General features: G+C 39.1%; 17 protein-coding genes. 14 read left to right on the top strand and 3 right to left on the bottom strand.

Annotated features, from left to right (window positions below):
* Nucleotides 1–17 precede the first annotated feature (17 nt).
* The gene (locus DDZ16_RS03570; RefSeq protein ID WP_232526541.1) at nt 18–1,991 is read right to left on the bottom strand and encodes a HAMP domain-containing methyl-accepting chemotaxis protein; all 1,974 of its coding nucleotides are present in this window, start codon (nt 1,989–1,991) and stop codon (nt 18–20) included.
* Between the two features lie 147 nt (nt 1,992–2,138).
* Here DDZ16_RS03570 and sucD point away from each other — a divergent pair, with 147 nt between their 5' ends.
* Nucleotides 2,139–3,014, top strand: a complete 876-nt coding sequence (sucD, locus tag DDZ16_RS03565; protein ID WP_109263058.1) for a succinate--CoA ligase subunit alpha — start codon at nt 2,139–2,141, stop codon at nt 3,012–3,014.
* A gap of 36 nt (nt 3,015–3,050) precedes the next feature.
* On the opposite strand, the gene DDZ16_RS03560 is transcribed toward sucD, so the two are convergent.
* Nucleotides 3,051–4,937: a methyl-accepting chemotaxis protein gene (locus DDZ16_RS03560; protein ID WP_109263057.1), complete on the bottom strand. Its 1,887-nt coding sequence runs from the start codon at nt 4,935–4,937 to the stop codon at nt 3,051–3,053.
* A gap of 323 nt (nt 4,938–5,260) precedes the next feature.
* Between DDZ16_RS03560 and DDZ16_RS03555 the strand changes: the two genes are divergently transcribed.
* The 7 genes from DDZ16_RS03555 (at nt 5,261) to DDZ16_RS03525 (ending at nt 13,617) form a co-directional block, all read left to right on the top strand.
* Nucleotides 5,261–5,998: an SIR2 family NAD-dependent protein deacylase gene (locus tag DDZ16_RS03555; RefSeq protein WP_109263056.1), complete on the top strand. Its 738-nt coding sequence runs from the start codon at nt 5,261–5,263 to the stop codon at nt 5,996–5,998.
* A 57-nt stretch (nt 5,999–6,055) separates the two neighbouring features.
* Nucleotides 6,056–7,165 (top strand): mechanosensitive ion channel family protein, encoded by a 1,110-nt coding sequence (locus DDZ16_RS03550; RefSeq protein WP_109263055.1) that lies wholly within the window; start codon nt 6,056–6,058, stop codon nt 7,163–7,165.
* Nucleotides 7,166–7,613: 448 nt separating this feature from the next.
* Nucleotides 7,614–8,360 (top strand): 3-oxoacyl-[acyl-carrier-protein] reductase, encoded by a 747-nt coding sequence (gene fabG / locus DDZ16_RS03545; protein WP_109263054.1) that lies wholly within the window; start codon nt 7,614–7,616, stop codon nt 8,358–8,360.
* A 109-nt stretch (nt 8,361–8,469) separates the two neighbouring features.
* Entirely contained in the window at nt 8,470–9,633 is a 1,164-nt protein-coding gene (locus tag DDZ16_RS03540; protein ID WP_109263053.1) for an iron-containing alcohol dehydrogenase, read from the top strand.
* 88 nt (nt 9,634–9,721) lie between these two features.
* Nucleotides 9,722–10,777 (top strand): DUF6340 family protein, encoded by a 1,056-nt coding sequence (locus tag DDZ16_RS03535; RefSeq protein ID WP_109263052.1) that lies wholly within the window; start codon nt 9,722–9,724, stop codon nt 10,775–10,777.
* A complete protein-coding gene (gene dacB / locus DDZ16_RS03530; protein WP_109263051.1) occupies nt 10,761–12,191 on the top strand; it encodes a D-alanyl-D-alanine carboxypeptidase/D-alanyl-D-alanine endopeptidase in 1,431 nt (476 codons plus the stop codon). The genes DDZ16_RS03535 and dacB overlap by 17 nt, the downstream gene beginning before the upstream one ends.
* 646 nt (nt 12,192–12,837) lie before the next feature.
* Complete coding sequence (locus tag DDZ16_RS03525; RefSeq protein ID WP_109263050.1) at nt 12,838–13,617, top strand: amidohydrolase; 780 nt, start codon at nt 12,838–12,840, stop codon at nt 13,615–13,617.
* On the opposite strand, the gene DDZ16_RS03520 is transcribed toward DDZ16_RS03525, so the two are convergent.
* Nucleotides 13,618–14,289, bottom strand: coding sequence for a Crp/Fnr family transcriptional regulator (locus DDZ16_RS03520; protein WP_109263049.1), 672 nt, complete (start codon nt 14,287–14,289; stop codon nt 13,618–13,620).
* A 200-nt stretch (nt 14,290–14,489) separates the two neighbouring features.
* Between DDZ16_RS03520 and DDZ16_RS03515 the strand changes: the two genes are divergently transcribed.
* From DDZ16_RS03515 to DDZ16_RS03490, 6 genes are all read left to right on the top strand, one after another.
* On the top strand, nt 14,490–16,748 hold the full coding sequence (locus DDZ16_RS03515; protein WP_109263048.1) for a hybrid sensor histidine kinase/response regulator: 2,259 nt from the start codon (nt 14,490–14,492) through the stop codon (nt 16,746–16,748).
* A 277-nt stretch (nt 16,749–17,025) separates the two neighbouring features.
* Nucleotides 17,026–17,412: a response regulator gene (locus tag DDZ16_RS03510; protein WP_158275603.1), complete on the top strand. Its 387-nt coding sequence runs from the start codon at nt 17,026–17,028 to the stop codon at nt 17,410–17,412.
* Nucleotides 17,413–17,520: 108 nt separating this feature from the next.
* Entirely contained in the window at nt 17,521–19,650 is a 2,130-nt protein-coding gene (locus tag DDZ16_RS03505; protein ID WP_109263046.1) for a chemotaxis protein CheA, read from the top strand.
* A gap of 191 nt (nt 19,651–19,841) precedes the next feature.
* Nucleotides 19,842–20,354: a chemotaxis protein CheW gene (locus DDZ16_RS03500; RefSeq protein WP_109263045.1), complete on the top strand. Its 513-nt coding sequence runs from the start codon at nt 19,842–19,844 to the stop codon at nt 20,352–20,354.
* A 31-nt stretch (nt 20,355–20,385) separates the two neighbouring features.
* Entirely contained in the window at nt 20,386–22,467 is a 2,082-nt protein-coding gene (locus tag DDZ16_RS03495) for a methyl-accepting chemotaxis protein (RefSeq protein WP_109263044.1), read from the top strand.
* A gap of 278 nt (nt 22,468–22,745) precedes the next feature.
* The gene (locus DDZ16_RS03490) at nt 22,746–23,597 is read left to right on the top strand and encodes a CheR family methyltransferase (protein ID WP_109263043.1); all 852 of its coding nucleotides are present in this window, start codon (nt 22,746–22,748) and stop codon (nt 23,595–23,597) included.
* Nucleotides 23,598–23,612 lie beyond the last annotated feature (15 nt).

Raw genomic sequence — 23,612 nt, 5'->3', positions numbered from 1 at the left:
TATCGATTCTCTGTTAACTATCCACTAATTTCTTCCTCTTTCAATATAGCTGCTGTGTCCTTCTCTTCATCATTCGGCAAAAGTTCAGCCCATTCCCACTGGTTTACTTTAGGGAGGGAATCTTCCTCCTTTTCCTCTTTTCGGTAAAAGGTAAGAATTTCTTGAAGTTCATCAGAATGTGAATTCATTCTGGTGGCTTCGCCCGACATTGCCTCAGCCATTTGGGCAGTTCGTTGTGTTTCCAAATTCAGTTCCTGGATGGCACTTGCCACCTGTCGGGTCTCGGCATTTTGCTGTAACGACAGAGTTGCCATACGCTGGAGGACATTTTCATTGTAGGTGATTATCTGACTGATATTATCCAGATTAAGGTTAGCTTCATCTGATGTTTTTTGACCTTTTTCAGTCAAATCATTTAGTTCACTTGATACATTTTTTATCTTTTCAGCCAATTCACGCATAGCCTTGGCAATGGTGCCAAACCCCTTACTTTCGTCGCCACCCCGGGATGCTTCAACTGATGCATTTAATGAAAGAATATAGGTTTGTGAGGCGAGTTCGGAAATTACCGAACTTCGTTTCATTAATTCCTGCATATGATCGATAGCCTCTCTGTTCTGCTCAATGTATAGTGCCACATCGGTTTTTGCTTTTTGAATTTGGATTGAGGCCTGCTCTGTTTCCTGACTGCTGTTCTCTGTGAGGGCCTGCATCTCTTCAATGGAGGCTGTTATCTCCTGTGCTGATGAAGCCTGAGATGTTGTAGTCGCTGTGAGCCTTTCAGATCTTTCTTTTAGTCGTTGCATCAAATCATTTAATGAAATCCCCATATTCTTCAATGCATCAACAATTCGGTGAGTTTGTTCCTGATGCAGTTTCATGGAGCGGGTTAATTTACCTACTTCATCATTTCTCGTTGTTTCGGGTATTTCAATTAATAACCCGTCAGCTTGCTGTTCAGCAAGGGCGGTCAGATTTATAATTGGATCCGAAAGTGAACGGCTGATGCGCCAGGCAATGAAAATGGCCGTCAACATGGAAAGAGAAACACTCCACCACCAAATATTTCTGGCATTAGATGCATGCTGCAGGTTGGACTTTGCACTTCTTGCAAGATAGTTCTCCTGTTTGTCTGCCATATCCATGGTGAGAGATAACCCGCGCTCGAGGAAATCATGATTATTTAGCTTACTGTAGGTTTTCCAGTTATCAGTTAGTTTGGTAATAGCATTTTTGCAAATCTCTCCCTGATCTTTTATTTCATTAAGGGATTTCACATCATACTGCTTGGTCGTCATTGGCAGAATGGTTCCTACGTTTAGGTCAATAATGCTAAGGGTGGGTACTACTTCATCCAACAACGTGGGGTCATTTCTGAAATTGGTTTCTCCAATCGTGATTTTAAGATTTTCGGCAGTTCTCACAATCTCATTCATCAGATTGATTTTATCCACTCTTCTTTTCACGATGTGATTAGCCTCTCCATTGTCTATATCTCTTTTTAGTTTTTTGTATTGAAGACTCAGGTAGTTATCTGACAACTCATGCAGTCTTTTCTGGGCAGAATCCAGCTTTGAATAGGATGTTTCAACTTGAAGAGCAGCGGAGAATGAGTTTCTGGCTTGCTTTTGGAAGTGTGCCAATTCCCGGTCAATAAACTCCCATTTGCTTTTTTTTTGTTCACTTTCAACCTTGAGAGAATCCAATATCTCTCTGGCTTTATTTAAATGATGGTTGGCCATTACATAATATTGCTCTTTTTTTTGTGTTGAAAAAGTACGTAAATTGAAAATGGCTTTTTGCCAGTGGTTTTGCAGATCGTAAGTTTGGGATAATGCGGGTATGTGGTTGTTGTAGAGGTCTTTTGAAGAATTATTTATGGAGTAGAGGCCTGAAAGCAAGATTCCTCCAAATAAAGCGGTAACAGTAACAACAATTCCAAATCCTAAAAAAAGTTTATGGCGAATTTTGAGTGATTGCCAGTTCATCATGGTCATAGTTTTTTCTGGGTTTTGCTCAAAAATAAACTCTTTGGCCCCGATTTGTGTTAACTATACATTAATGAAATATTTTATTTTAGTGTTCGAAAAAAGAGAAGCGTTATATTAATCAGCTATAAACTTTATACTTATTTGTCTATGAGTGTGTTAATCGACCAAGATTCCAAGGTTATTGTCCAGGGGTTCACCGGACGAGAAGGAACTTTCCATGCAGAACAAATGATTGAATACGGCACACCGGTTGTTGGTGGCGTTACCCCTGGTAAAGGTGGCACGACCCATCTTAATCTGCCGGTTTTTAATACTGTTTCTGATGCAGTAAAAGATACCGGAGCTGATACCTCGGTGATATTTGTTCCGCCTCAATTTGCTGCTGATGCCATAATGGAAGCAGCCGATGCAGGTGTAGGCCTTATTGTTGCCATTAGTGAAGGTATTCCTACTTCAGATATGATTAAAGTAAAACACTTTTTGTCATCGCGCAAAAGCCGGTTAATTGGACCTAACTGTCCCGGTATTATTTCCCCCGGAAAGGCCAAAGCAGGCATTATGCCCGGGTTTATTCATAAGGAAGGCAGTATTGGCGTGATCAGTCGTTCCGGAACTCTTACTTACGAAGCTGTTGATCAATTAACAAAATTGGGATTGGGCCAAAGTACATGTATTGGGATTGGAGGAGATCCGGTTATTGGTACTTCCACGCTTGAAGCTGCTAAGCTGTTGATGGAAGATGAAAATACTGAAGGCATTGTAATTATTGGCGAGATAGGAGGTAGCATGGAGACGGATGCTGCCAGATGGATAAAAGAAAACGGAACCAAACCGGTGGTTGGATTTATTGCAGGTCAGACCGCCCCTAAAGGACGTAGGATGGGACATGCCGGTGCTATTATTGGAGGTAAAGATGATACTGCAGCCGCAAAAATGAAAGTAATGGAAGAGTGCGGTATTCATGTTGTTGAATCCCCGGCCGAGATTGGGGCAACCATGCAGGCAGCTCTTAATAAAGCATAACCTGCATGGAAGGAGTGATTTGGAACTCACCCTCTGCTAATTCCCGGAAAAAATTTCAGTGCTGTGGCGGAGTTCCTGAGCTTTTGTTTTTAAATGGTTCAGGTAATCCGCCATTTCATCTGATTCACGCGCCGTGAGCTGAATGGAATCATTTAGCTGCTCTATTGCCATCGAGATTTGTTGTACGGCACTACTTTGCTCTTCACTGTTGTACACAATTTCCCGAACGAGTTCTGAGGTTTTCTTGATTTCAGGAATTAGAAGCCCCAACTTGTCAGAAACCTCTTCAACAGATACCTTACTGTCGCCGGATAATTTCTCCATTATCTCCGAAGTTGAGCGACTTTGCTCGGCAAGTTTCCGGACCTCTGCAGCTACCACCGAAAAGCCTTTGCCGGCTTCTCCTGCACGAGCAGATTCAACAGCTGCGTTCAAAGCCAGAATATTGGTCTGAAATGCAATATCCCGGATCATCATAATTTTCTCGTTCAGGTTTTGAATGTCTTCCTCTGCCTTTGAGAAAATCTCGGCGCTTTTGTTGATCTCTTCACTTGAGTTCTTGCTTATTGAACCTGTATTCTGAGCATGCTTTGTATTGTCATTGCTGCTCCTTAAAATTTCATTCATAGAGGTGCTGATTTCCTCCATCGAAGAAGCCTGCATTGAAGTCCTGTCAGAAAGTTGCAATAAATTATTATTGATTTTTACTGTGGAGTTATCGACTTCTTCTGCGTTTTCATGAATGGACCAAATGATACCTTTCAGTCTTCTGGCCATGTTCTTCAGCCCGGAAATCATTTCACCTATTTCATCATTTCTTTCTTCAAGATCAAGGTCTGCATTTAGATTTCCGTTTTCGATTTCTCTTGCAAAATCTGCAATTTTACCGATAGGGTAAACTATTTTAACAACCATGTTCATAAGCAGGAAGGCGATTAATCCCATTCCTGCCAGTCCAATTATTAAAGAAGTTATGAAAGTTTGTCTGCCTTCTTTTATTATTGATTCCCTTGGGACAATAACCGCAAGCCCCCAGGTTTTTCCTGATTCAATTGGTTGAACTGACGCAAGTGAGTAATAGTTGGTATTACCGTTTTCTTCAATCTCGGCTTCAATGAGTTTTTTATCAGACAATTGGTCAAATACATGCATTTTTTTGTTCAAAGCCGGGAATTGTTTCTTTAAAAAGCCGCCTTGCAGACCTTCACGGGTTGAAGCAATAATTCTTCCATCATCGCTAAAGAGAACAATGTCTCCGGACTTGTTGGAATCAAGATCGTTGATGAGGGATTTGAAGAAACTCAGATCCAGATCAATGCCCATCAATCCATGAAATTTATCCTCTTTTTGTATGGGGATACATATGCTGCTGGCTAAAATTGAATCTTCATAACTGCCTTCATAATCCTCGTAATAAGGACTGGTAATTGCCTCTTTGTTGGCTGATCTGATTTTATGATATAACCCGTTTATGTCTTCCCCATTCATATCCAGGGTGTCTCGTAAAACAAACAATGATGGCTTGGTAACAACATTAATTCTTACCCGGCCATACTCTTTATTCCAATTATCGTTAAGAGCGTGCATTTGCCAGCTAAACCAAATACTCAGGTAATTGGGGTTTTTTTCGGCTATCTTTTGGGCTATATTCCTGCCTTTACTTAGTTTTTCCTCTGCAGTATCATTATGGAGATTTTCAAATAGGTGAGCAATGGTGCGGGTTGCTGTAATGTCCTGTTGGAGTTTGTTCGTCATTATAGAAGAAAACTCACCTGCTTCTGTTTTTGCAAGATTTCTGGCCTGCTCAATGTTTTTTCTATAGTTAGAGAATGACAGATAAAGGATGGAAAACAGATAGATCAGGAACAATGGTAATAGTATTGTTCCAAAAACTTTTCGTTTAAGGTTGTTCTTTTTTTTCATTAAAATATTACTTTAAAGAAAATAATATGATGTATAAGTGTTCTTTTCTATAACTGTAAAGAAAAGTTCTGCAACATTTCCGATGAAAATCGGAATTAATTCGTGTAATTTCAGAATCTTGATTAAACAGGGGTTGGGGATTTTTTGTTTTTTTATGGGTTGTGTTTATTTTACACTAATGAGGGAGTGCAATTTTAATTAAAAAAATAGATTTTGCCTACCTGTTATAGGGGGTTGACCCTGAAAAGTTGGGTTATTTTGATAAAATTAACTTTTTAATGGATGGTTTGATTGTATAAGGCCGCTAAAACCAAAAAAGAAATATGAGAGAAAGTCAATTAGAAAAAGCTGTTAATATTCTTAGGAATTCAAAGTGTACAATTGCTTTTACAGGCGCCGGCATCTCCGTTGAAAGTGGTATTCCACCCTTTCGCGGAGAGAATGGGATTTGGGCAAAGTACGACCCTGAGGTCCTGGATTTGGATTTCTTTCATGAAAATCCTTTAGAATCATGGAAGGTAATCCGGGAAATATTTTATGATTTCTTTGGCGTGGCCAAACCCAATGACGCACATAAAGTATTGGGCCGACTTGAGCAAAAAGGCTTATTGGAATGCGTGATTACTCAAAATATCGATAATTTGCATCAGGAAGGGGGGAACACAGTAGTGTATGAATTTCATGGGAATTCCAAGAAAATGGAATGCACAGCTTGTAACTATCATTTCCCCTCGGTTGAGGTTGATTTTAATAAATTACCGGTTACTTGTCCCAAATGTGGAGGTCTTGTTAAACCGGCTTTCATCTTTTTTGGGGAGTCAATCCCACCGGAAGCTTATCAGGGGAGTCTTGAAGCCGCGCGTAAAGCCGATGTTTGCATGATTATAGGAAGTCTGGGTGAAGTGATGCCGGCAGCAATGGTTCCGTGGGAAGCCAAAAGGAATGGGGCTACCATAATTGAAATTAACCCCAAGCCCACCAACTTTACAGGCCCCCTGTCTGATATTCACCTCGTGGCTAAAGCTTCCGAGGCATTGCTGGCTTTGGAGCAAAAGCTTTAGAGTTATCCGAAATTGATTACCATTCAATTTTTTTATTAAAAACATATTTACTTTAAAATGGAAGAGCTGTTTTCTGATACAACCGCTGACCCCGAGAGCCTTGTTTTTCCTGTTTTAATATCTTTAGTAGTATTGGTAGCTACCTGGATTGTTGGGATGTGGCTCGTACGTACATTAAGGAAAGTAATAAAAAAGCAGATGAAAAGAGGGTTTGATAATGTTATCAACCTTATTAAAACGCCCTTGAAATTGCTTCTTGTGAGCATCGCTTTAAGCATCCTCAATAACTATCTTGAGAGCTATCTCAATGTTGAAACCAGTCAGGCTGTATTTTTGGTCCTTGTCTTTGTGATCGGATGGCTTGGTATTGCAGTAGTCCGAAGTATAAAACACTTTTTTATAGCCGGATATAATATTGCCGATCCGGATAATCTTAAAGCCAGGAAAGTGCACACTCAAATGAAAGTTTTTGAGAGGATTATGACTTTTCTGGTGATATTTATTGCTCTGGCCATTGCTTTATTGAGTTTTGATAAAATCCGGGAAATTGGGTTGAGCTTGCTGGCATCGGCAGGTATTGCAGGTATTATTTTGGGTTTTGCAGCTCAAAAAAGCTTGTCACTTTTGCTTGCAGGTTTTCAAATTGCAATAACTCAACCAATTCGTCTTGAGGATGCTGTTATTGTTGAGGGTGAATGGGGGTGGATCGAAGAAATTACGCTTACCTATGTGGTTATTCGAATATGGGATAAACGCCGCCTGGTGGTTCCAATAAACTATTTTATAGAAAAGCCATTTCAAAACTGGACAAGGTATTCGGCAGACATTATGGGTACAGTATATATATATGTGGATTACGGTTTTCCGGTGGATAAGATGCGGGAAGAAATGGCCCGTATTGTTCCTGATATCCCGGAGTGGGACGGACAGGTAAATGTGCTTCAGGTTACCGGATGTACCGAGAAAACCATGGAGCTAAGAGCGCTTGTTAGTGCATCAAATTCTCCCAAAGCGTGGGATTTAAGAGTTAGATTGCGTGAAGAGCTGATTGCCTTTTTACAACGTGATTATCCACAATATTTACCTAAAGCCAGGGTTGAACTCGAGAACGATAAAGTCAATGGCGAAGGACAAGAAGAGATATCCAATAATAGTAATAAAGGGTAGTTCCTCTCTTCGGGGTATGAAAACTTGTTGGATTCCTTTTAAAAATAGATCGTTAGATTTTTAGAAAAAAGATATAAGACAACCAATAAAGCGCCAATAACCAGGGTTTTAAAGGAGTTATGTGTGTAATTCCAAAAAGTAGATTTATAGCCTTTTATAATAACCATTGAATCAGTTGTTTATGTTTAGAAGGTGTTTTGTGTTAATGTTCAGATTGTCAATATCATACGATTCGTCTTATATCTTACCTGACTGCCGTCAGGCAAGTATCTGAAAATCTAACGATCTAATGTAATTGAAAGCTTTCTTTATATCATACCTGTAAGGTGTCAAGCGCAAAAAGCAGTGAAAAACGGTCGATAATTACAAAACTTTTAACATCTTTACGCTTTCAAAATTAAAAGTTTGTTTTTGTAGAATAGTTCAGAAACTTAAACCATCATTGAAAATGAAATTACTAGAAGGAAAAACTGCAATTGTAACCGGCGCAGCCCGGGGAATAGGAAAAGCCATTGCCCTTCGTTTTGCTGCTGAGGGATGCAACGTTGCGTTTACCGACCTGGAATACAATGACGCTGTTCAGGCTACTGAAAAAGAACTCGCTGAACTTGGTGTAAAGGCTAAAGGATTTGCTTCAAATGCCGCAAATTATGAAGATACCCAGCGTGTTGTTAAAGAAATTGCTGCCGAATTTGGGCGTGTTGACATTTTGGTCAACAATGCAGGTATTACCAAAGATGGAGCACTTAAACGGATGACTGAGGATCAGTGGGATGCAGTGATTGCTGTTAATCTTAAGTCTGTTTTCAATTTTACCAAGGCTGTCCAGCCAATTATGTGGAAACAAAGCACCGGTAGTATCATTAATATGAGCTCTGTTGTAGGTGTGTCCGGTAATAAAAACCAGGCTAACTATTCAGCATCTAAAGCCGGTATTATTGGATTCACCAAATCTGTTGCTCAGGAACTTGGATTGAGAGGAATTCGTAGTAATGCGATTGCTCCAGGGTTCATTATTACTGAAATGACAGGTGTGTTGCCCGAAGAGATTCGTAAAGAGTGGGAAAGCAAAATTCCACTTCGCAGGGGAGGAACACCTGAGGATGTCGCCAATACTTGTGTGTATCTTGGTTCTGATCTTTCAGCGTATGTTTCCGGTCAGGTAATTAACGTTTGCGGTGGTATGAATACCTGATTCTCTCAAAATATTTTTTGAAGGTGCTTTCTATCACAGAGGGCACCTTTTTTGTTTTACAGAGGGATAACTTTGAGTATATTTGAGTTCATACAAAAAAAATGACACCATGCAAAATTTCAATTTTCACGTACCTACAAAAATATTGTTTGGCCAAAATAAAGTAAATGAAATTGGCAATGAGATAAAAAAATATGGAACCCGGATTTTATTAGCCTATGGAGGCGGATCGGTAAAGAAAATTGGTCTGTATGATCAGGTTGTTGAACAGTTGAATGAAAACGGGATTTCCTATTTCGAACTCTCCGGCATAAAGCCTAATCCACGGGTTACTTCGGTAAGGGAAGGTGTAAAGATATGTCGTGAAAATGACATTGATTTCATTTTGGCTATAGGAGGTGGTAGTGTAATCGACGCTTCCAAAGCCATTGCAGCAGCTGTTAATTATGAAGGTGATCCCTGGGATTTTTCTGTGCAAAAAGCAAAGGTAAAGGATCCCCTGCCACTGGGAACGGTTCTCACGCTGGCTGCGACCGGATCAGAAATGAATGGCAATGCTGTTATTTCAAATGAAGAAACGCAGGAAAAAAAGGGGATGGCAAGTAATTCTCTTAGGCCCAAATTCTCGGTCCTTGATCCTGTTTATACTTTTTCTGTTAATAGATACCACACAGCAGCCGGAACGGTTGATATCATGAGTCATATTTTTGAAAATTATTTTGCACCTTCGAGTGGCACGTTTGTTCAGGATGCTATGGCCGAATCTATTTTAAAAACCTGCATCAAATATGGACCAATAGCCCTTGATGAACCGGAAAACTATGATGCAAGGGCTAATCTGCTTTGGGCCGGCAGTTTGGCTCTGAATGGTTTGACTCTTACAGGTAAATTGATGGGCGACTGGGCAACTCACGGGATTGAACACGAGGTGAGTGCAATTTATGATCTTACCCATGGCGCCGGACTGGCTATTATTCATCCTGTTTGGATGCAATATGTGTTAAATGAGAAAACTGCACCTAAATTTGCTCAAATGGCACGAAATGTGTGGAATGTAGAAGAACAGGATGACATGGAAGCTGCCCAAAAAGGCATAAATGCCGTCAGGGCCTTTTTTGATTCACTTGAAATGCCTGCCAGACTATCGGATGTTGACATTTCAGGTGATCATTTTGATGCGATGGCTGAAAAAGCATGTTGTTTTGGAAAAATCGGCTCTTTTAAGAGACTTGAACCAAAGGATGTTCGTGCCATTCTTGACAATGCTTTGTAAGTGTTGTCCGGCTTAGGAGATTTAATATTAACCCGAAGTTTTCCGGGATGTTATTTGGCCTGATTAATGCCAAACAAAACTTTAAAACATGAACCGAATCAAAAATCTGATTATACCCGGTTTGTTTCTTTTTCTTGCCGGGTGTGCTTCATATTCCACTGTAAATATTGATGTTTTAAAACCAGCGAAAATTACTATTCCGGTGGGAATTGCTAAGGTTGTCGTGGTGGACAATGCATACCCTTTTCAAAAAAGCGATTCTGCAGTGCACCGTATTAACTTACCCGGAAGGCAATATACTGTGGATACCATTTGGAAAAAAGATTTTGGAAAAGTGGCAACAAAGACCTTTGCTGAGGAGTTAGAATATCGTCAGTTTTTTGATTCGGTTTATGTTGCTGAAAAAGCTTTTAAATCGGAAATTGAAGGTCGAAATCCGCTGAATCCGCTTACCGGATATGAGTTGGATTCTCTTTGTCAAAAATATAACGCACAAGGGGTGATTTCTCTCGATTATTACGATTACGGAACAACTATCAATGTGGTTGATATGCCAGACTATTTTTATTCCACTTTAGATGCAAGGAGTAATACATATTGGACATTTCATAATTGTCTGACCGGTGAGAGGTTGGATTACCATTTTCAGAGGGATACGATTTTCTGGGAAAGCTTTGGCAGTTCTATTGTAAGTTCGGTTGACGATCTTCCAAAAATTCGTGAGGCTTTGGAGGAAGCCACTTATCATGCAGGTGCAAAATATGCCGGATTTGTGGCTCCTACCTGGACCAATGAAGAACGTATTTTTTATCAAAAAGGGCATCCACTCTTTTTCGAAGCCGCCACCGAAGTAGCAAATAATAATTGGGATGCTGCCAAGAGGATCTGGTACAAAGTTTATGAATCCTCGAAAGGGAAAAGCAAGGCCAGAGCAGCCTTCAATCTAGCCCTTGGACAAGAAGTGACGGGTAACTTCATGGAAGCAGCAGCCTGGGGCTGGAGATCTGTTGAGAACTACCGGTCGCTCAGCGGTATAAGTGCTTCTGGTATGGAAAAAGATAAGGCTGTATCTTATTATGTAAAATTATCTTACCGATTACAGGAAAAGAAAAAACTGGACGAACAATATGGGGTGGACCAATAAAAACTTTTGGGGACTTTGCTTCACGTTTTTGGGGATGAGTCTCTCTGCACAGGAGTTGCCTAAGACGCTAAGTGAAATACCTCCTCATGCCTCCTACTCAATATTAGTTAGGGATTTAAATGATAAGAAAGAGCTTATTAGCGTCACTCCACAGAGAACATTAGTTTCTGCCAGTTTGATGAAACTGGTCACAACTGCAACAGCATTGGAAGTGCTTGGTCATGATTATCAGTTCTCAACCCGCTTTTGGATTAATGGGCCTGTTCTCAATGGAGAATTAAATGGAAACTTAATAGTTGAAGGTGGTGGTGATCCCACCCTTGGGTCACAATATTTTAAATCCCAATCTCCCGAAATTATTCTTTCGAAAGTACTGGAGTTTCTAAAAGAACAAGGAATAGAGCGAATCGAAGGCAATATTTTGGTTGATAATTCATGGATTAAGAATTCACGCTTTCCTTCACGCCGACTCTGGGAGGATATGGGGAATTATTATGGAGCCCCTCCCGCTGCATTGACCTGGAAAGATAATTCTTTCAATATAGGATTGAAATCTTCCTCACAATTAGGCCAAAAATGTGACATTGTTGAGATTGATCCCCCGTTAAAAAGAATCAGCATTACCAGTAATGTAGTAAGTGCTTCTCACCAAAATGACAGTGCATATATTTATGGTTTGCCCGGTATGAGAAAATGGGAGATAAGAGGATCCATTCCGGCAGGAATAAATGGTTTTATTATTAAAGGGGCATTGCCTTATCCCGGGATGACATTTGCATCGGAAGTTGCAGGCAAAGTCCTTCTTCAGCCCGGTATAGGCATGCAAGAGGTCACTGATTCAGGATGGAAGAGTGATGCTCGGCTAATTGGAGAGATAAAATCACCTCATTTATCCGAAATTGTAAGGGAAATTAATCACCGAAGTTTGAATTTAGGGGCTGATCATCTATTGCTTGCACTTGGGAAAAAAGCCGGCAATATTAATTTGAGCGACTGGGATGGCGGTTTGGAACTGATTCGTAAATACTGGGGAAAAAGGTTGACCCAACCTTACTACAATAATATAAAAGATGGCAGCGGCCTTGCTCCGCTTAATACGTTGTCCTCGGTATTTTTGGTTGGTATGATTGACTATATGTATAATAACAGCCCTAACAGAGATGTTTTTAAAACCTCACTGGCTCAAAGTGGCAGGTCTGGTACCCTGAAATACGTTTGGAATGATGGTGTTTTGAATGGCAAGGTCTGGGGGAAAAGCGGATCCATGCAGGACGTGATGTGTTATTCAGGTTATGTGTTCAGGCAAGGAAAATCTCCATTGGCATTTGCCATTATGGTCAATCATTTTGGCATTGAGAGCAGAGAAGTGCGTAAAATAATTGAAAAGATTCTTGAAGAATCGATTTCTGGTTAATTGTTAAGGTTTTTAATCAATACTACGTTAAACTTTTGTAAAAGGCTATAATTCAACTTCATGGAATTACATGTGTGATCTCTCTAAGGATTTGGTTATTAGTATTATATGGTTCGTCTAAAATCTTTTATCTAAGTAAAGTCATAAACCATTTAAAATGTGTTTTTTATAATTTTCTTAGTTTTTTAAATATGCCGCAAAAAGAATCAAAGTTTCTTATATTCGAAAGTTTCCAGCTTCTAACTTCCAGCCTCCAGCTTCCGGCTTCCGCGCGGCTGGGCTACTTTTATCTAAAAATCTAACGATCTATTGATAATGAAACACTTTTTTTCGCTTTATCCGCCCTTTACAGAAATACCTGAAACCAAGCCATGGATTTGTTTGTTAAATAGTGCGTGTCCATAAAGTTCCCTTTACCGTGTTATGCTTGCCCGAAAATTACTCATCCCGAAGGATAGGGACTGCGTATTTTCGGGCTTCGCAAGCCTTGTTTTCGAAGTTTTCTTATCAAAGCCTTCGAAAAAATGAGGGTTTTCTTGCAGGCACGTTAAATACATTTGTGCCACGAAACTATACCTTAAATGCAGTTTTGAGTAGATTAGGGTTTGTAGGTGGTTGGCTTAAGACTGGTTTTTAAAAGATAATTATGAAAGTAGCTTTAATAGAGAAAGAACTTCATTGGGAAAACATCGAAAAGAATCTTACAGATTTTGAGCAGACAATTAATCAAATTCCTTATGATTGTAGTTTGGTCATTCTGCCTGAGATGTTTTCGACGGGTTTTACCATGAATCCCAAAAAGTTCTCAACTGAGGAACTTGAAAAAGTTCCGGAATGGATGATTCAAATGGCTTATCAAACAGGTTTTTGTATTTGTGGAAGTTCCATTGCAAAGGAAGAAGACGGATATTTCAATAGATTTTATTTTGCTTTTCCCGATCGCGCTTTGCGCTGGTATGATAAGAAACACCTTTTTAGAATGGGAAATGAATCGGAAATCTATACTCCGGGTAAAGAGCGGAAAATATTCACTCTGGGTGAATGGAGGATTATGCCACAAGTCTGTTATGACCTTAGGTTTCCGGTTTGGAACCGAAATCAGGATGATTATGACTTCTCTATTTATGTTTCTAACTGGCCTGCTGCCAGAAAAGATGCCTGGCTAACTCTTCTTAAAGCAAGAGCTATCGAAAATCAATGTTATGTAGCAGGAGTAAACCGTGTGGGTAAAGATCCGAATGTTCCGTACGATGGGGGAACGGTTGTCTTTTCTCCAAAAGGGGATGAGATAAGCCAGGTGGTTAATGGGCAATGGGGCATTATTATCGCCGATATTAAACTGGATGCTTTGAAGGCTTTCAGAGATAAATTTCCTGCCTGGAAGGATCGTGATTCGTTCAATCTTGATGGTCCGAATCTCTCATGATTACCCCAATCGGCTCAGGGTTTTCAAGATTTCCATACTTCTAATACTCACCTGACGATCGTTTAAGTTAATTATTTTATCATTTTTAAACTCTGTGAGGGTGCGTATAAAACTCTCTTTTGTAGTACCGGCAAACTGAGCAAGTTCTGTGCGGCTCAATGGTAAAATAAATGTTTCAGAATTGTTGAATAATTCCCTGAAATACAGCAAAGTGTCGGCTACCCGTCCTGGTAATTGCTTGTGCTGTCCACTTATTAACCGGCATTGAAAATATAGTGATTCTGAAGCAAGGAGTGGAACAATTTTCAAGGCAATATCTGTCCTTTTTTTGAAAAATATATTGAACTTTTTTGCATCTAAAATTGTAAGTTGACAGGAAGTGACGGCTGTTGCTGTGTAGCTGAATTTATCGGATCCAAGGCAATCTGTTAATCCCACAAAGCCGGGATCTTTTTCTATTTTCAGGATTGAGGGTTTTTGTTGACAATTGTTTTTGTGAAGTTTTATGAGTCCTCTGTTTATTTGGTAGAAATTTAATGTAGGACTCTCTTGTGAAAATAAAACCTGACCTTTATCGATTTGGGTTTGAGTTCCTGTTTTTTCAATGAACTCTTCAAAAGACAATTTGCCTGGACTTTCTTTTACGTGTGTTTCGTTAGTGATTTTATTCATATCCTATTGGGTTTGACATAAAATTACAAAAAGTGTATATTAAATTCAATATAGAAAAGCTGATATGGTCAATTGGAATTATATTCCCGTTAGATGTTTTTATTTATTCTTTCCGGGTTAAAGTAACAATTGGGAATAATGTTTCGTAATTACTGAGAGCTTTTTCTTTACAACTTAATTCTTTCAGGAAAAAGGAACTTATGCTGGATCAAACTCAAAAGTTTTTGAACAGTTCTCCGTATGCTTGTATCTGGCATAGAGCTGTGTTAAATGAAGACGGCACACCCTCATACTTTATGACCGAGGGGGTAAATCTCTCTTTTTTAGATCAATTCGAAAGTCTCAGAATCAATGATGAAAGAATTGTTCCCGGAAAATCAGAGAATGGCTTTTCATGGTTTTCCTATTTTCGGAAACTTTGGGAAACAAAACAGAAAACGACTGTTGAGGATTATTTTCCTTCCGTAAAAAGGCATCTCAAAATTGACAGCTCTTATCTTGATGATCAATTAATTGTAAGTTGGATTAAAATTGCCGGCCCTAAATCGCTGAAAAAAAATAATCAGGAAGAAATTTCTTTATTTTCTCTTTTGCTGGAGAAAATTGATGGCATTGCGGTGCAGGGCTACGACGCCAACAGAAAGGTTAAGTTTTGGAACAAAGCCAGTGAGGAAATGTATGGTTATTCGGCTCACGAAGCATTCGGACAGGATCTGGTAGATTTAATTATCCCTGAGGATATGCGGGAAGAGGTGATAACTAATATCGACAGTATGCTGAAAGCTTCGGAAGCCAGATTACCTGAGTTTTTGCAATTGAGAAAAAAAGACGGGGACCTTCTGCCGGTAATGTCTCATCATACCGTTTTGGAATATCCAAAAGGTGAGTTTCTTTTATTTTGTATCGATGTGGACATGTCGGCTCAAAAAGAAGCTGATGAAAAGATTCGGAAGCTCTCTCATGCTGTTGAGCAGAGCCCGGTTTCAATTATAATTACTGACCATGACGGTTATATTGAATATGTTAATCCGGTTTTTTGTGAATTTACCGGCTTTCAGTCAGAGGAAGTCTTAGGTAAAAACCCCCGTTTTCAAAAATCTGATCTTTTGCCTAAGGGGCAATATGTCGAATTGTGGGAAGCCATTTCGCAAGGTAATATCTGGAGGGGAGAGTTGGTGAACAGAAAAAAGAGTGGTGAGATTTATTTTGAACTGGCCACAATTTCTCCAATAGTTAATTCAAAGGGTGAAATAACCCATTTTGTTTGTGTTAAACAGGATATTACCGAAAAGAAACGATTTGAGCAGGAATTGCTCGACTCTCGCGAAAAAGCCAAGGAAAGTGATCTTCTGAAAGCTGCTTTCCTGCAGAATATGTCGCACGAGATAAGGACACCCATGAATGGTATTTTGGGGTTTTCCGAATTGGCTCGTTCAAAAAACCTGAAACCGGAGAAAAGGGATGAATATCTTTCCATTGTAATAACATCTACCCATCGCTTGTTAGGAATTGTCGAAGATATTATGGATGTTAGTCGTTTGGAAACCGGAGATATTGCTTTAAAAAACAGATCTGTTAAGCTTTCTGCTTTGATGGAAAAGTTTTACTATTCTTATCTGAAAAAGATAGAAGGAGATGTTGAATTACAAAAACCTGTCATTGGTTCCAAATTACAGAATAATATTGTACTGGTTGATAGTGAGCGGTTAACACAAGTCATGGATAAACTACTCTCGAATGCCGTTAAGTTCACGCCCACCGGGAAAATAAAGTTTGGTTGTTATCAGCAGGATAAAGGTATTCGTTTTTTTGTGGAAGATACAGGTATTGGGATCAACCCGGATATGACTGATTTGATCTTTCAGCCTTTCTATCAGATAGATATGGGGCAAACACGTTCTTTTGGGGGTAATGGGCTGGGATTAACAATTGCTTCGCGTATTATTGATAAAATGGGGAGTACTATTCAGGTTAATAGTAATCCACAAAAAGGCTCATGTTTTTTCTTTGATCTTGTGTTTGAAAAGAAAGATACAAATGTTGAAAGCCCCGCTCAACATGTGATTCCAAATAAGAAGAAGCACACAATACTTGTTGCGGAGGCGGACGATGTTAGCTTTATTTTGTTTCGTGAAATATTGAGCAGGCAATTTGATGAAGACAAATTTGAGTTACTGAGGGCTTCAAGCAGCAATCAAGCCATTGAGTTATGTCGCAAAAGAGATTCCATAGACCTTGTTTTTGTCGATGTCAGGATGCATTATTTTGATGGCATTTCGATGGCTCATCAAGTGAAAACAATAATTCCGGGTGTTCCCATTATTGGTCAATATGAATGCACTTCCGGGCAAATGAAGGATGATTTTTTAAATGCCGGATGTGATGATTACATCTCTAAACCATTTCGTCAAAGTCTTCTGATTGAAAAAGTGAACAAATTCCTGTCCATAAGTGGTTAGTCAAAACTTCCGGTGATTAAAATCACCAAACACGGTGATGCAAATCACCGCACTGCATGAATCTTGTTACATATCCCTTCGTAAACTTGTTGTGGAGCTAAACTCAAAAAAATGTTTGGGTTTGAATTCTTTCCGTATCGGGTTTTTGTTTTTCCACTGCAATAAGAGAAGTTTATATTAATGCGGTTGAAATTTGTATCTCCTGGTGGAAGTTTTTGAATGTAAAAAAATAACTCATTTTTTGATGGCCTTTAACAAAACGCATAAAATACTTACTATGAAAGAAAGCTATATTCTTATCATCGATGACTCCGAAACCAATAATGTTTTATTGGAAGCGCTTTTGGAAGATGTCGGGTACCAGACCAAAACAGCACTCTCAGCCCCTGATGGGTGGTTGTTAATTCATCAGGAGAAGCCCAAACTTATACTTCTGGATTTGTTAATGCCAAAGGTGAGTGGATTTCAAATGCTTGATCGCCTGAAGGCCAATAAAAAATTTGCTGATATACCCGTTGTTATTGTTTCGGCACTCAATGAACCCGATACTATTGAAACACTTATGAAAGCAGGGGCCGATGATTTTTTCTCCAAACCAATAAACATTAAAACAATTATTTCCCGTGTTCAGGAGCTCGTCCCACCTGAATCCTCCATTAGTTGACGTTTGGTTTATTGTTTGTTTTTAATTTATGGAAATAGAAAGGTTTGTATGGTTATTTAAAATAATGTGCAAACTCATTATTGGAAAAAAGTAAAATTAGAAAAACTAATGAGCAACTCCTATGAAAATTTCCAAACCAAGTTTATAGACGAAGCTCTGGATAATATTGCCGATCTTGAGCAGGCGTTAATGGCGTTAGAGTTATCTCCTAACGCCAAAGAACTTGTAGAGCGAGTATTCCGGTCTCTTCATTCTTTAAAAGGGGGAGGCGCCATGTTTGGATTTGACAGGTTGAGTGAATTCACCCATCGTATGGAAAATATATATGAGATGATTCGCTCTGGTCAATTGTGTGTTTCTTCGGAGTTGTTGGCTGTTACTCTGCAGTCCGTAGATCTTCTGAGAGATCTTCTGGAAGAACCGGGGGAGGTTGGCCATCAGTTAAAGCAGAGATGTAAGTCAATGGAGAAGGCCATTGACGCAGTCGTTAGAGAGGAAACAGAAAAGATGCTATTAACTGTTGCCAGACATTCCGGGAATGAAAAAGAGGAACAAGATACTCCCAATGGTGTAGCTACCTATTTTATACATTTTTATCCTCAAGCAGATATTTTAGAAAACGGAACCAATTTATTGTATCTGCTGGATGATTTGAAAGAACTCGGCCAGATGGTACCAATGCCCGGAGTTCAGTCTGTTCCTGTATTGCAAAATCTTAATCCGGTTAGTTCTTATGTTTTTTGGGATATATTTCTGGCTACCGATAAAGGAATAAATGAGATAAAAGATGTTTTTATTTTTGTTGAGAATGAGGCCGTTCTTGAAATTCATAAAATAAGTAATTCGGACTTGTTTGGTAGTGAGCAATTCATTTCAAAAATGTCAGAATTATCTGAACGTCAAAAAAAAGTAGACCTTTCCGAAATAGTAAGCATTGCTTCAAATTACGAAGAAAGTATTACAGAAGTCAATTCACAGTTACACGAAGCCAATGCAGATGAAAAGTCTTCCTCATCTGTTTCTCAAAAACACGACAAGGACAATTCTTGTACTGCAGGGAATAATGGAAATGGCAAAAGGCGTACTTCAAGTTCCATAAGGGTGTCTACTGATAAGATTGATAATTTGATGAATCTTGTTAGCGAGATGGTTATCTCCCAGGAACGGCTTAATATGATTGCCTCTCAACACCATATTCCTGAATTGAAAATTGTTTCAGAAACCGTACAGAAACTTACATCACAACTACGCGACAGTACCTTCAGCATTAGTTTGATACCAATTGAGACCTTGTTGACACGATTTCAACGTCTTGTGCATGATGTGAGCAACGATGTTGGAAAAAAGATAGATCTCAAAGCTGAAGGTTTGGATACGGAGTTGGATAAAACTATGATCGAGAGTTTAACCGATCCTTTGTTACACATTCTAAGAAACAGTATCGATCATGGCATTGAAACACCAGATAAGAGGCGAAAAGAAGGGAAGCATGAGATAGGAACTATTCACCTTAAAGCCTTTTATAGCGGGGCGAATGTAATTATTGAAATAAGTGATGACGGGGCAGGTATTGATCCTGAAAAAGTAAAGGCTAAAGCCATTGAAAAAGGTATTATTCCTGAAGATATGGAATTGTCACGACAGGATATGCTGAATATGGTTTTTAGATCGGGTTTTTCAACCAATGAAAAGATAACTGAGTTGTCGGGCAGGGGAGTTGGAATGGACGTTGTAATGCGAAATATTCAAGCTGTTAGGGGAAAGGTTAATATTGATTCCCATAAAGGGAAGGGAACTACTGTTTCCATAACTCTCCCCCTTGTTTTATCTATAATTGATGGCTTGCTGGTTAAAATTGATCAAACGGAATATGTTATTCCCCTTTCTTTAACCGATCGCATTTTTCCGGTGAAAGCATCAGAAATTGAGAAAAGCTTTAATAATATCATCTCCCTGGGAGGCAACCAAATGTCTTTTTTCGATTTGAGAAAAGAATTAAAGGCCGGGGGAAAAGCTCCTGAAAAAATGCAGATGATTGTGATCAACTACAATGAAGTAAAAATAGCATTGGCCGTTGATTTTGTAATAGGCAAGATACAAGCTGTTTTAAAACCACTGGGAAAGCTATATCACAGTCAGAAATTAATCTCAGCTGCCACAATTATGGGAGATGGCTCCATTGCTCTTGTGCTTGACACCAATGCAATTGTAGAAGAGTGCACTGCTGTAAGGTTTTAGTCCTTTTTTATTTATATAAATATTGCCTGAAGGCTGATGTTTCCGGAATGCCCAATCTCGTGTAGGAAACTTACTGTTTGTGGGAAAGATAGTCTGCCAGCTTTTCTTTAAGTCTTTTATTGATTGCTTTCAATAATTGAAGAAGATACATGTGCATCAACTTAATACCAGTTAATTAAAACCAAATTAAAATGGAAAGGGAAAACAAAAAGATGATTGATTCCTATCTCTCATTTAGACTTGGTGACGAAATCTTTGCTTTACATGTCGGTAAGGTTCAGAAGATTTTGGAAATGAGAGATGTTACGGAAGTCCCTCGAGCTCCTGATTATATGAAGGGAGTAATCAACTTGAGAGGAAAAGTTCTTCCGGTTATTGATTTACGAATAAAGTTTGGCATGCAGCCAGCTGGATGGACAAAAACCACTTGTATTTTGGTTGTTGAGGCCGAGGTTGAAAATGAAATGGTGGTGGTAGGCTTACTTGTTGATGCGGTTCAGGCTGTTCAAAAAGTTAAACAGGATGAAATCCTTCCTCCTCCCAGTATTGGAAGTAAATTCAGATCTGATTTTATATCAGGAATGACACGGGTAAATGAAAAGTTCTTTATGGTTTTGAACATTGACCTGGTTATTTCATCTGATGATCTTATCAATATAAAAGAAATACAGGACGCCAAAGAAGCTTTTGAAAAAGAGTCATAATGGAAAAAATTTATGAATAAAAACTTGAGACATGAAATTCAAAGATTTTAAAATAGGTCAAAAAATAGTGACAGGCTTTGCATTATTGTCTGTTATAGGGCTGATTATCGGTCTTACCGGAATCATCAGTATGAATAATATTGGGAATTCATTCCACCATGTTGGAGATGAAAATATGCCTGCAATACAACATCTGGGGGCTATGCAAGCTAATCTGGAACGTGTTCAGAAGGGCTATATAAGATTGTTGGATAATGAGTCTGATCGTGACGAGCGGGAGCAGATACTTATGGAGATTCAATCAAACAGAGAAGCCTACAAACAAGCACAGGGTAAGTTCAATGAGATGAAGCATTCAGAAAATGAAATACCAATTATTAATAAATTAGGCAAAGAGATTGAGATTTGGAGAAATTTCAATATTCAGAAAGTGGATCGTATGCATTCAAGATTACTTGATATTGATTTGCTCAATCCTTTATTGATTACCAGGAATCTTGAGAAATTCATGAAAGACCATTATGTGCTTATGGTTGAGGTGAATGAAGCACTGGATAATCGAATGACGTTTGAAGGTGGAGACGATTCTAAAGCCTGTAACTTTGGGAAGTGGCTGCCTGATTTTTCTACAGAAAATGCCGCGATTAATGCTAACCTTCGGGATATGAGACAGTATCACAATAAGTTTCACGATGCTGTTCATGAGATAAAAGTAAATTTAAATCAGGGGAATATAAATCAAGCGCGAACATATTTCCAGGAAGAAATGAAGCCGGCAGCTGACCAGGTTTTTAATTATTTTTCTGTTATTAATCAGGAAGCTCAGCAGGCCCATAAGCTATTTTCAGAGATGAGTTCGGCCATTACAGGCGAGTCAGCTGAACATCATAATCTTGTGATGGAAAACATAAAGGAACTTGTGCGAATTAATGATGTTCAAGCTCATGAAGAAATAGCAAATGGAGATCAGGTTTTCCGATCAGGTAATATGCTCATAATATTGGCTATCGTTATTGGTTTAGCATTGGCTTCAATGCTTTCTTACTTTATTACCAGAACAATTACCAGTGGTATTAACCGTGGTGTTAGTTTTGCGGAAGATATTGCTGAAGGAAATCTTACTTCAAAAATTGAAAATGAATATGCCGAGCGGAAGGATGAAATTGGCCAGCTGGCCAGGGCATTGCAACATATGGTAGAACAGCTGAGAAATATTATCGGCGATGTGATAGGTAGTGCTGATAATATTACCGGTGCCAGTCAGGAAATGAGTTCTACTTCTCAGCAGATGTCTCAGGGAGCCAGTGAGCAGGCTTCTTCGGCAGAAGAAATTTCCTCTTCCATGGAGCAGATGGTGGCCAATATTCAGCAGAATACTGATAGTGCCCAGCAGACTGAAAAAATTGCCCTGCAAGCTGCCGGTGGTATCAGAAAAGGCAGTGAAAGTACCAATACCACTGCCAGGTCAATGAAAGAAATTGCCGCCAAAGTTTCTATTATTGGAGATATTGCTTATCAGACCAATATTCTGGCACTTAATGCTGCTGTTGAAGCAGCCAGAGCCGGGGAACATGGTCAGGGCTTTGCAGTGGTGGCTGAAGAAGTAAGAAAACTTGCGGAACGATCGCAAATTGCTGCCGAAGAAATTGATGAGCTATCAGGTAGTGGTGTGGAAATAGCTGAACAAGCAGGTAAGCAACTGGAAGAAATAGTGCCGGATATTGAAAAAACTGCCAAACTTGTACAGGAAATTGCAGCTGCCAGTATGGAGCAGAATTCAGGTGCTGATCAGATTAATAATGCTATTCAACAGTTGAATCAGGTAATTCAGCAAAATGCTGCTGCCTCCGAAGAGATGGCCTCAAGCTCTGAAGAACTTTCCGGTCAGGCAGAGCAAATGCGTGAGGTAGTTTCGTACTTTCAAATTGGTCAGGGGAAAAAAGCTGTAAGAAAGAAAAAACAAGCTAAAAATACCTCAATGAAGAAATCTGCCCCCTCTGCTCGGAAAGAGGAAAAAGAATATGATGAAGAACCTGAGGAGGCAAGTGCCAATCAGGGTATAGATTTGCATATGGGGGATAATCATTCCGATGAGGATTTTCAAAGATTCTAAAATTAAAGTCTGCCGGAACAACCGGCAGACTTTCTAAAAAAAAGTTCGGGAGTTATGTATTTATTGCTCTGATATTCTGTGGATTGTAATAATAATAATAGATCGTTAGAGTTTTAGATACCTGCCTGCCTGACGTCAGTTAAGATGTAATATGAATCGTATGGCACTGAAAAACTGTGAATTACCCCAAGTTGGAGTGTGGTGTATACAATTGGTTACGAATGTATTGCAAAAGTTTAACGGAATATTGAGTAATAGACTTATTTTTTTGAAATAAAATGGAAACCATTAGTACCATTTATAAGGCTCAATTGTCTGATAAAGATTTTTCTGCTTTGGCTGAAATCATTACCCGGGAAACAGGGATAAAAATGCCTGTTGCCAAAAAAGTAATGCTACAGGCTCGTCTTAAAAAAAGACTTACTGCCTTAAATCTTACTTCTTTTTCAGATTACACCCGTCATGTTGTTAGTAAGGAAGGCTTCGCAGTGGAGCTTATACACATGATTGATGCTGTAAGTACCAATAAAACAGATTTTTTCAGAGAACCTATTCATTTTGATGTGCTTACTGATGTTGTTTTGCCTCAGTTTGTTAAGGGAAATTCTGATCAACCGGTGCGAATATGGAGTGCAGGCTGCTCCAGCGGAGAAGAACCCTATAATATTGCTATGGTTGTGGACAATTTTCTAAAAAAAGGTTATCCCAATGATTTTTTGGTCCGGGCCAGTGATATTTCGACTGCTGTTCTTCAAATGGGCATTAATGCTATTTACTCCGACAAAAGAATTGCACCTGTCCCCAAATATTATTTGCACAAATACTTTATGCGAAGCAGGGATAAAAGTAAAAACTTATATAAAGTGGTCCCTGAGATTAGAAAGAAAGTTCAGTTTAGTCGCATCAATTTCATGGACGCTACCTTTAAGGTGCCTGAGCGATTTGATGTCATTTTTTGCAGAAATGTGCTTATCTATTTTGACCGGCCAACCCAGAAAGCAGTTATTTTGAAACTTCTTCGTCATCTTAAACCAGGCGGTTTTTTGTTTATTGGACACTCGGAATCGTTGATTGATATGAACCTTCCTTTAGCAAGTATCAGGCCTACGGTTTTTAGAAAATTAGAATAATAAAGATCCTTGGTT

Source organism: Marinilabilia rubra (assembly GCF_003121985.1).
In the GTDB taxonomy this organism is placed as follows: domain Bacteria; phylum Bacteroidota; class Bacteroidia; order Bacteroidales; family Marinilabiliaceae; genus Marinilabilia; species Marinilabilia rubra.
This window is presented reverse-complemented; position numbering and strand designations above follow the sequence as displayed.

What these genes read in the sequence shown, in the direction of transcription:
- DDZ16_RS03570 (WP_232526541.1), bottom strand. Translation starts at nt 1,991, where the DNA reads ATGATGAACTGGCAATCACTCAAAATTCGCCATAAACTTTTTTTAGGA.
- sucD (WP_109263058.1), top strand. Translation starts at nt 2,139, where the DNA reads ATGAGTGTGTTAATCGACCAAGATTCCAAGGTTATTGTCCAGGGGTTC.
- DDZ16_RS03560 (WP_109263057.1), bottom strand. Translation starts at nt 4,937, where the DNA reads ATGAAAAAAAAGAACAACCTTAAACGAAAAGTTTTTGGAACAATACTA.
- DDZ16_RS03555 (WP_109263056.1), top strand. Translation starts at nt 5,261, where the DNA reads ATGAGAGAAAGTCAATTAGAAAAAGCTGTTAATATTCTTAGGAATTCA.
- DDZ16_RS03550 (WP_109263055.1), top strand. Translation starts at nt 6,056, where the DNA reads ATGGAAGAGCTGTTTTCTGATACAACCGCTGACCCCGAGAGCCTTGTT.
- fabG (WP_109263054.1), top strand. Translation starts at nt 7,614, where the DNA reads ATGAAATTACTAGAAGGAAAAACTGCAATTGTAACCGGCGCAGCCCGG.
- DDZ16_RS03540 (WP_109263053.1), top strand. Translation starts at nt 8,470, where the DNA reads ATGCAAAATTTCAATTTTCACGTACCTACAAAAATATTGTTTGGCCAA.
- DDZ16_RS03535 (WP_109263052.1), top strand. Translation starts at nt 9,722, where the DNA reads ATGAACCGAATCAAAAATCTGATTATACCCGGTTTGTTTCTTTTTCTT.
- dacB (WP_109263051.1), top strand. Translation starts at nt 10,761, where the DNA reads ATGGGGTGGACCAATAAAAACTTTTGGGGACTTTGCTTCACGTTTTTG.
- DDZ16_RS03525 (WP_109263050.1), top strand. Translation starts at nt 12,838, where the DNA reads ATGAAAGTAGCTTTAATAGAGAAAGAACTTCATTGGGAAAACATCGAA.
- DDZ16_RS03520 (WP_109263049.1), bottom strand. Translation starts at nt 14,289, where the DNA reads ATGAATAAAATCACTAACGAAACACACGTAAAAGAAAGTCCAGGCAAA.
- DDZ16_RS03515 (WP_109263048.1), top strand. Translation starts at nt 14,490, where the DNA reads ATGCTGGATCAAACTCAAAAGTTTTTGAACAGTTCTCCGTATGCTTGT.
- DDZ16_RS03510 (WP_158275603.1), top strand. Translation starts at nt 17,026, where the DNA reads ATGAAAGAAAGCTATATTCTTATCATCGATGACTCCGAAACCAATAAT.
- DDZ16_RS03505 (WP_109263046.1), top strand. Translation starts at nt 17,521, where the DNA reads ATGAGCAACTCCTATGAAAATTTCCAAACCAAGTTTATAGACGAAGCT.
- DDZ16_RS03500 (WP_109263045.1), top strand. Translation starts at nt 19,842, where the DNA reads ATGGAAAGGGAAAACAAAAAGATGATTGATTCCTATCTCTCATTTAGA.
- DDZ16_RS03495 (WP_109263044.1), top strand. Translation starts at nt 20,386, where the DNA reads ATGAAATTCAAAGATTTTAAAATAGGTCAAAAAATAGTGACAGGCTTT.
- DDZ16_RS03490 (WP_109263043.1), top strand. Translation starts at nt 22,746, where the DNA reads ATGGAAACCATTAGTACCATTTATAAGGCTCAATTGTCTGATAAAGAT.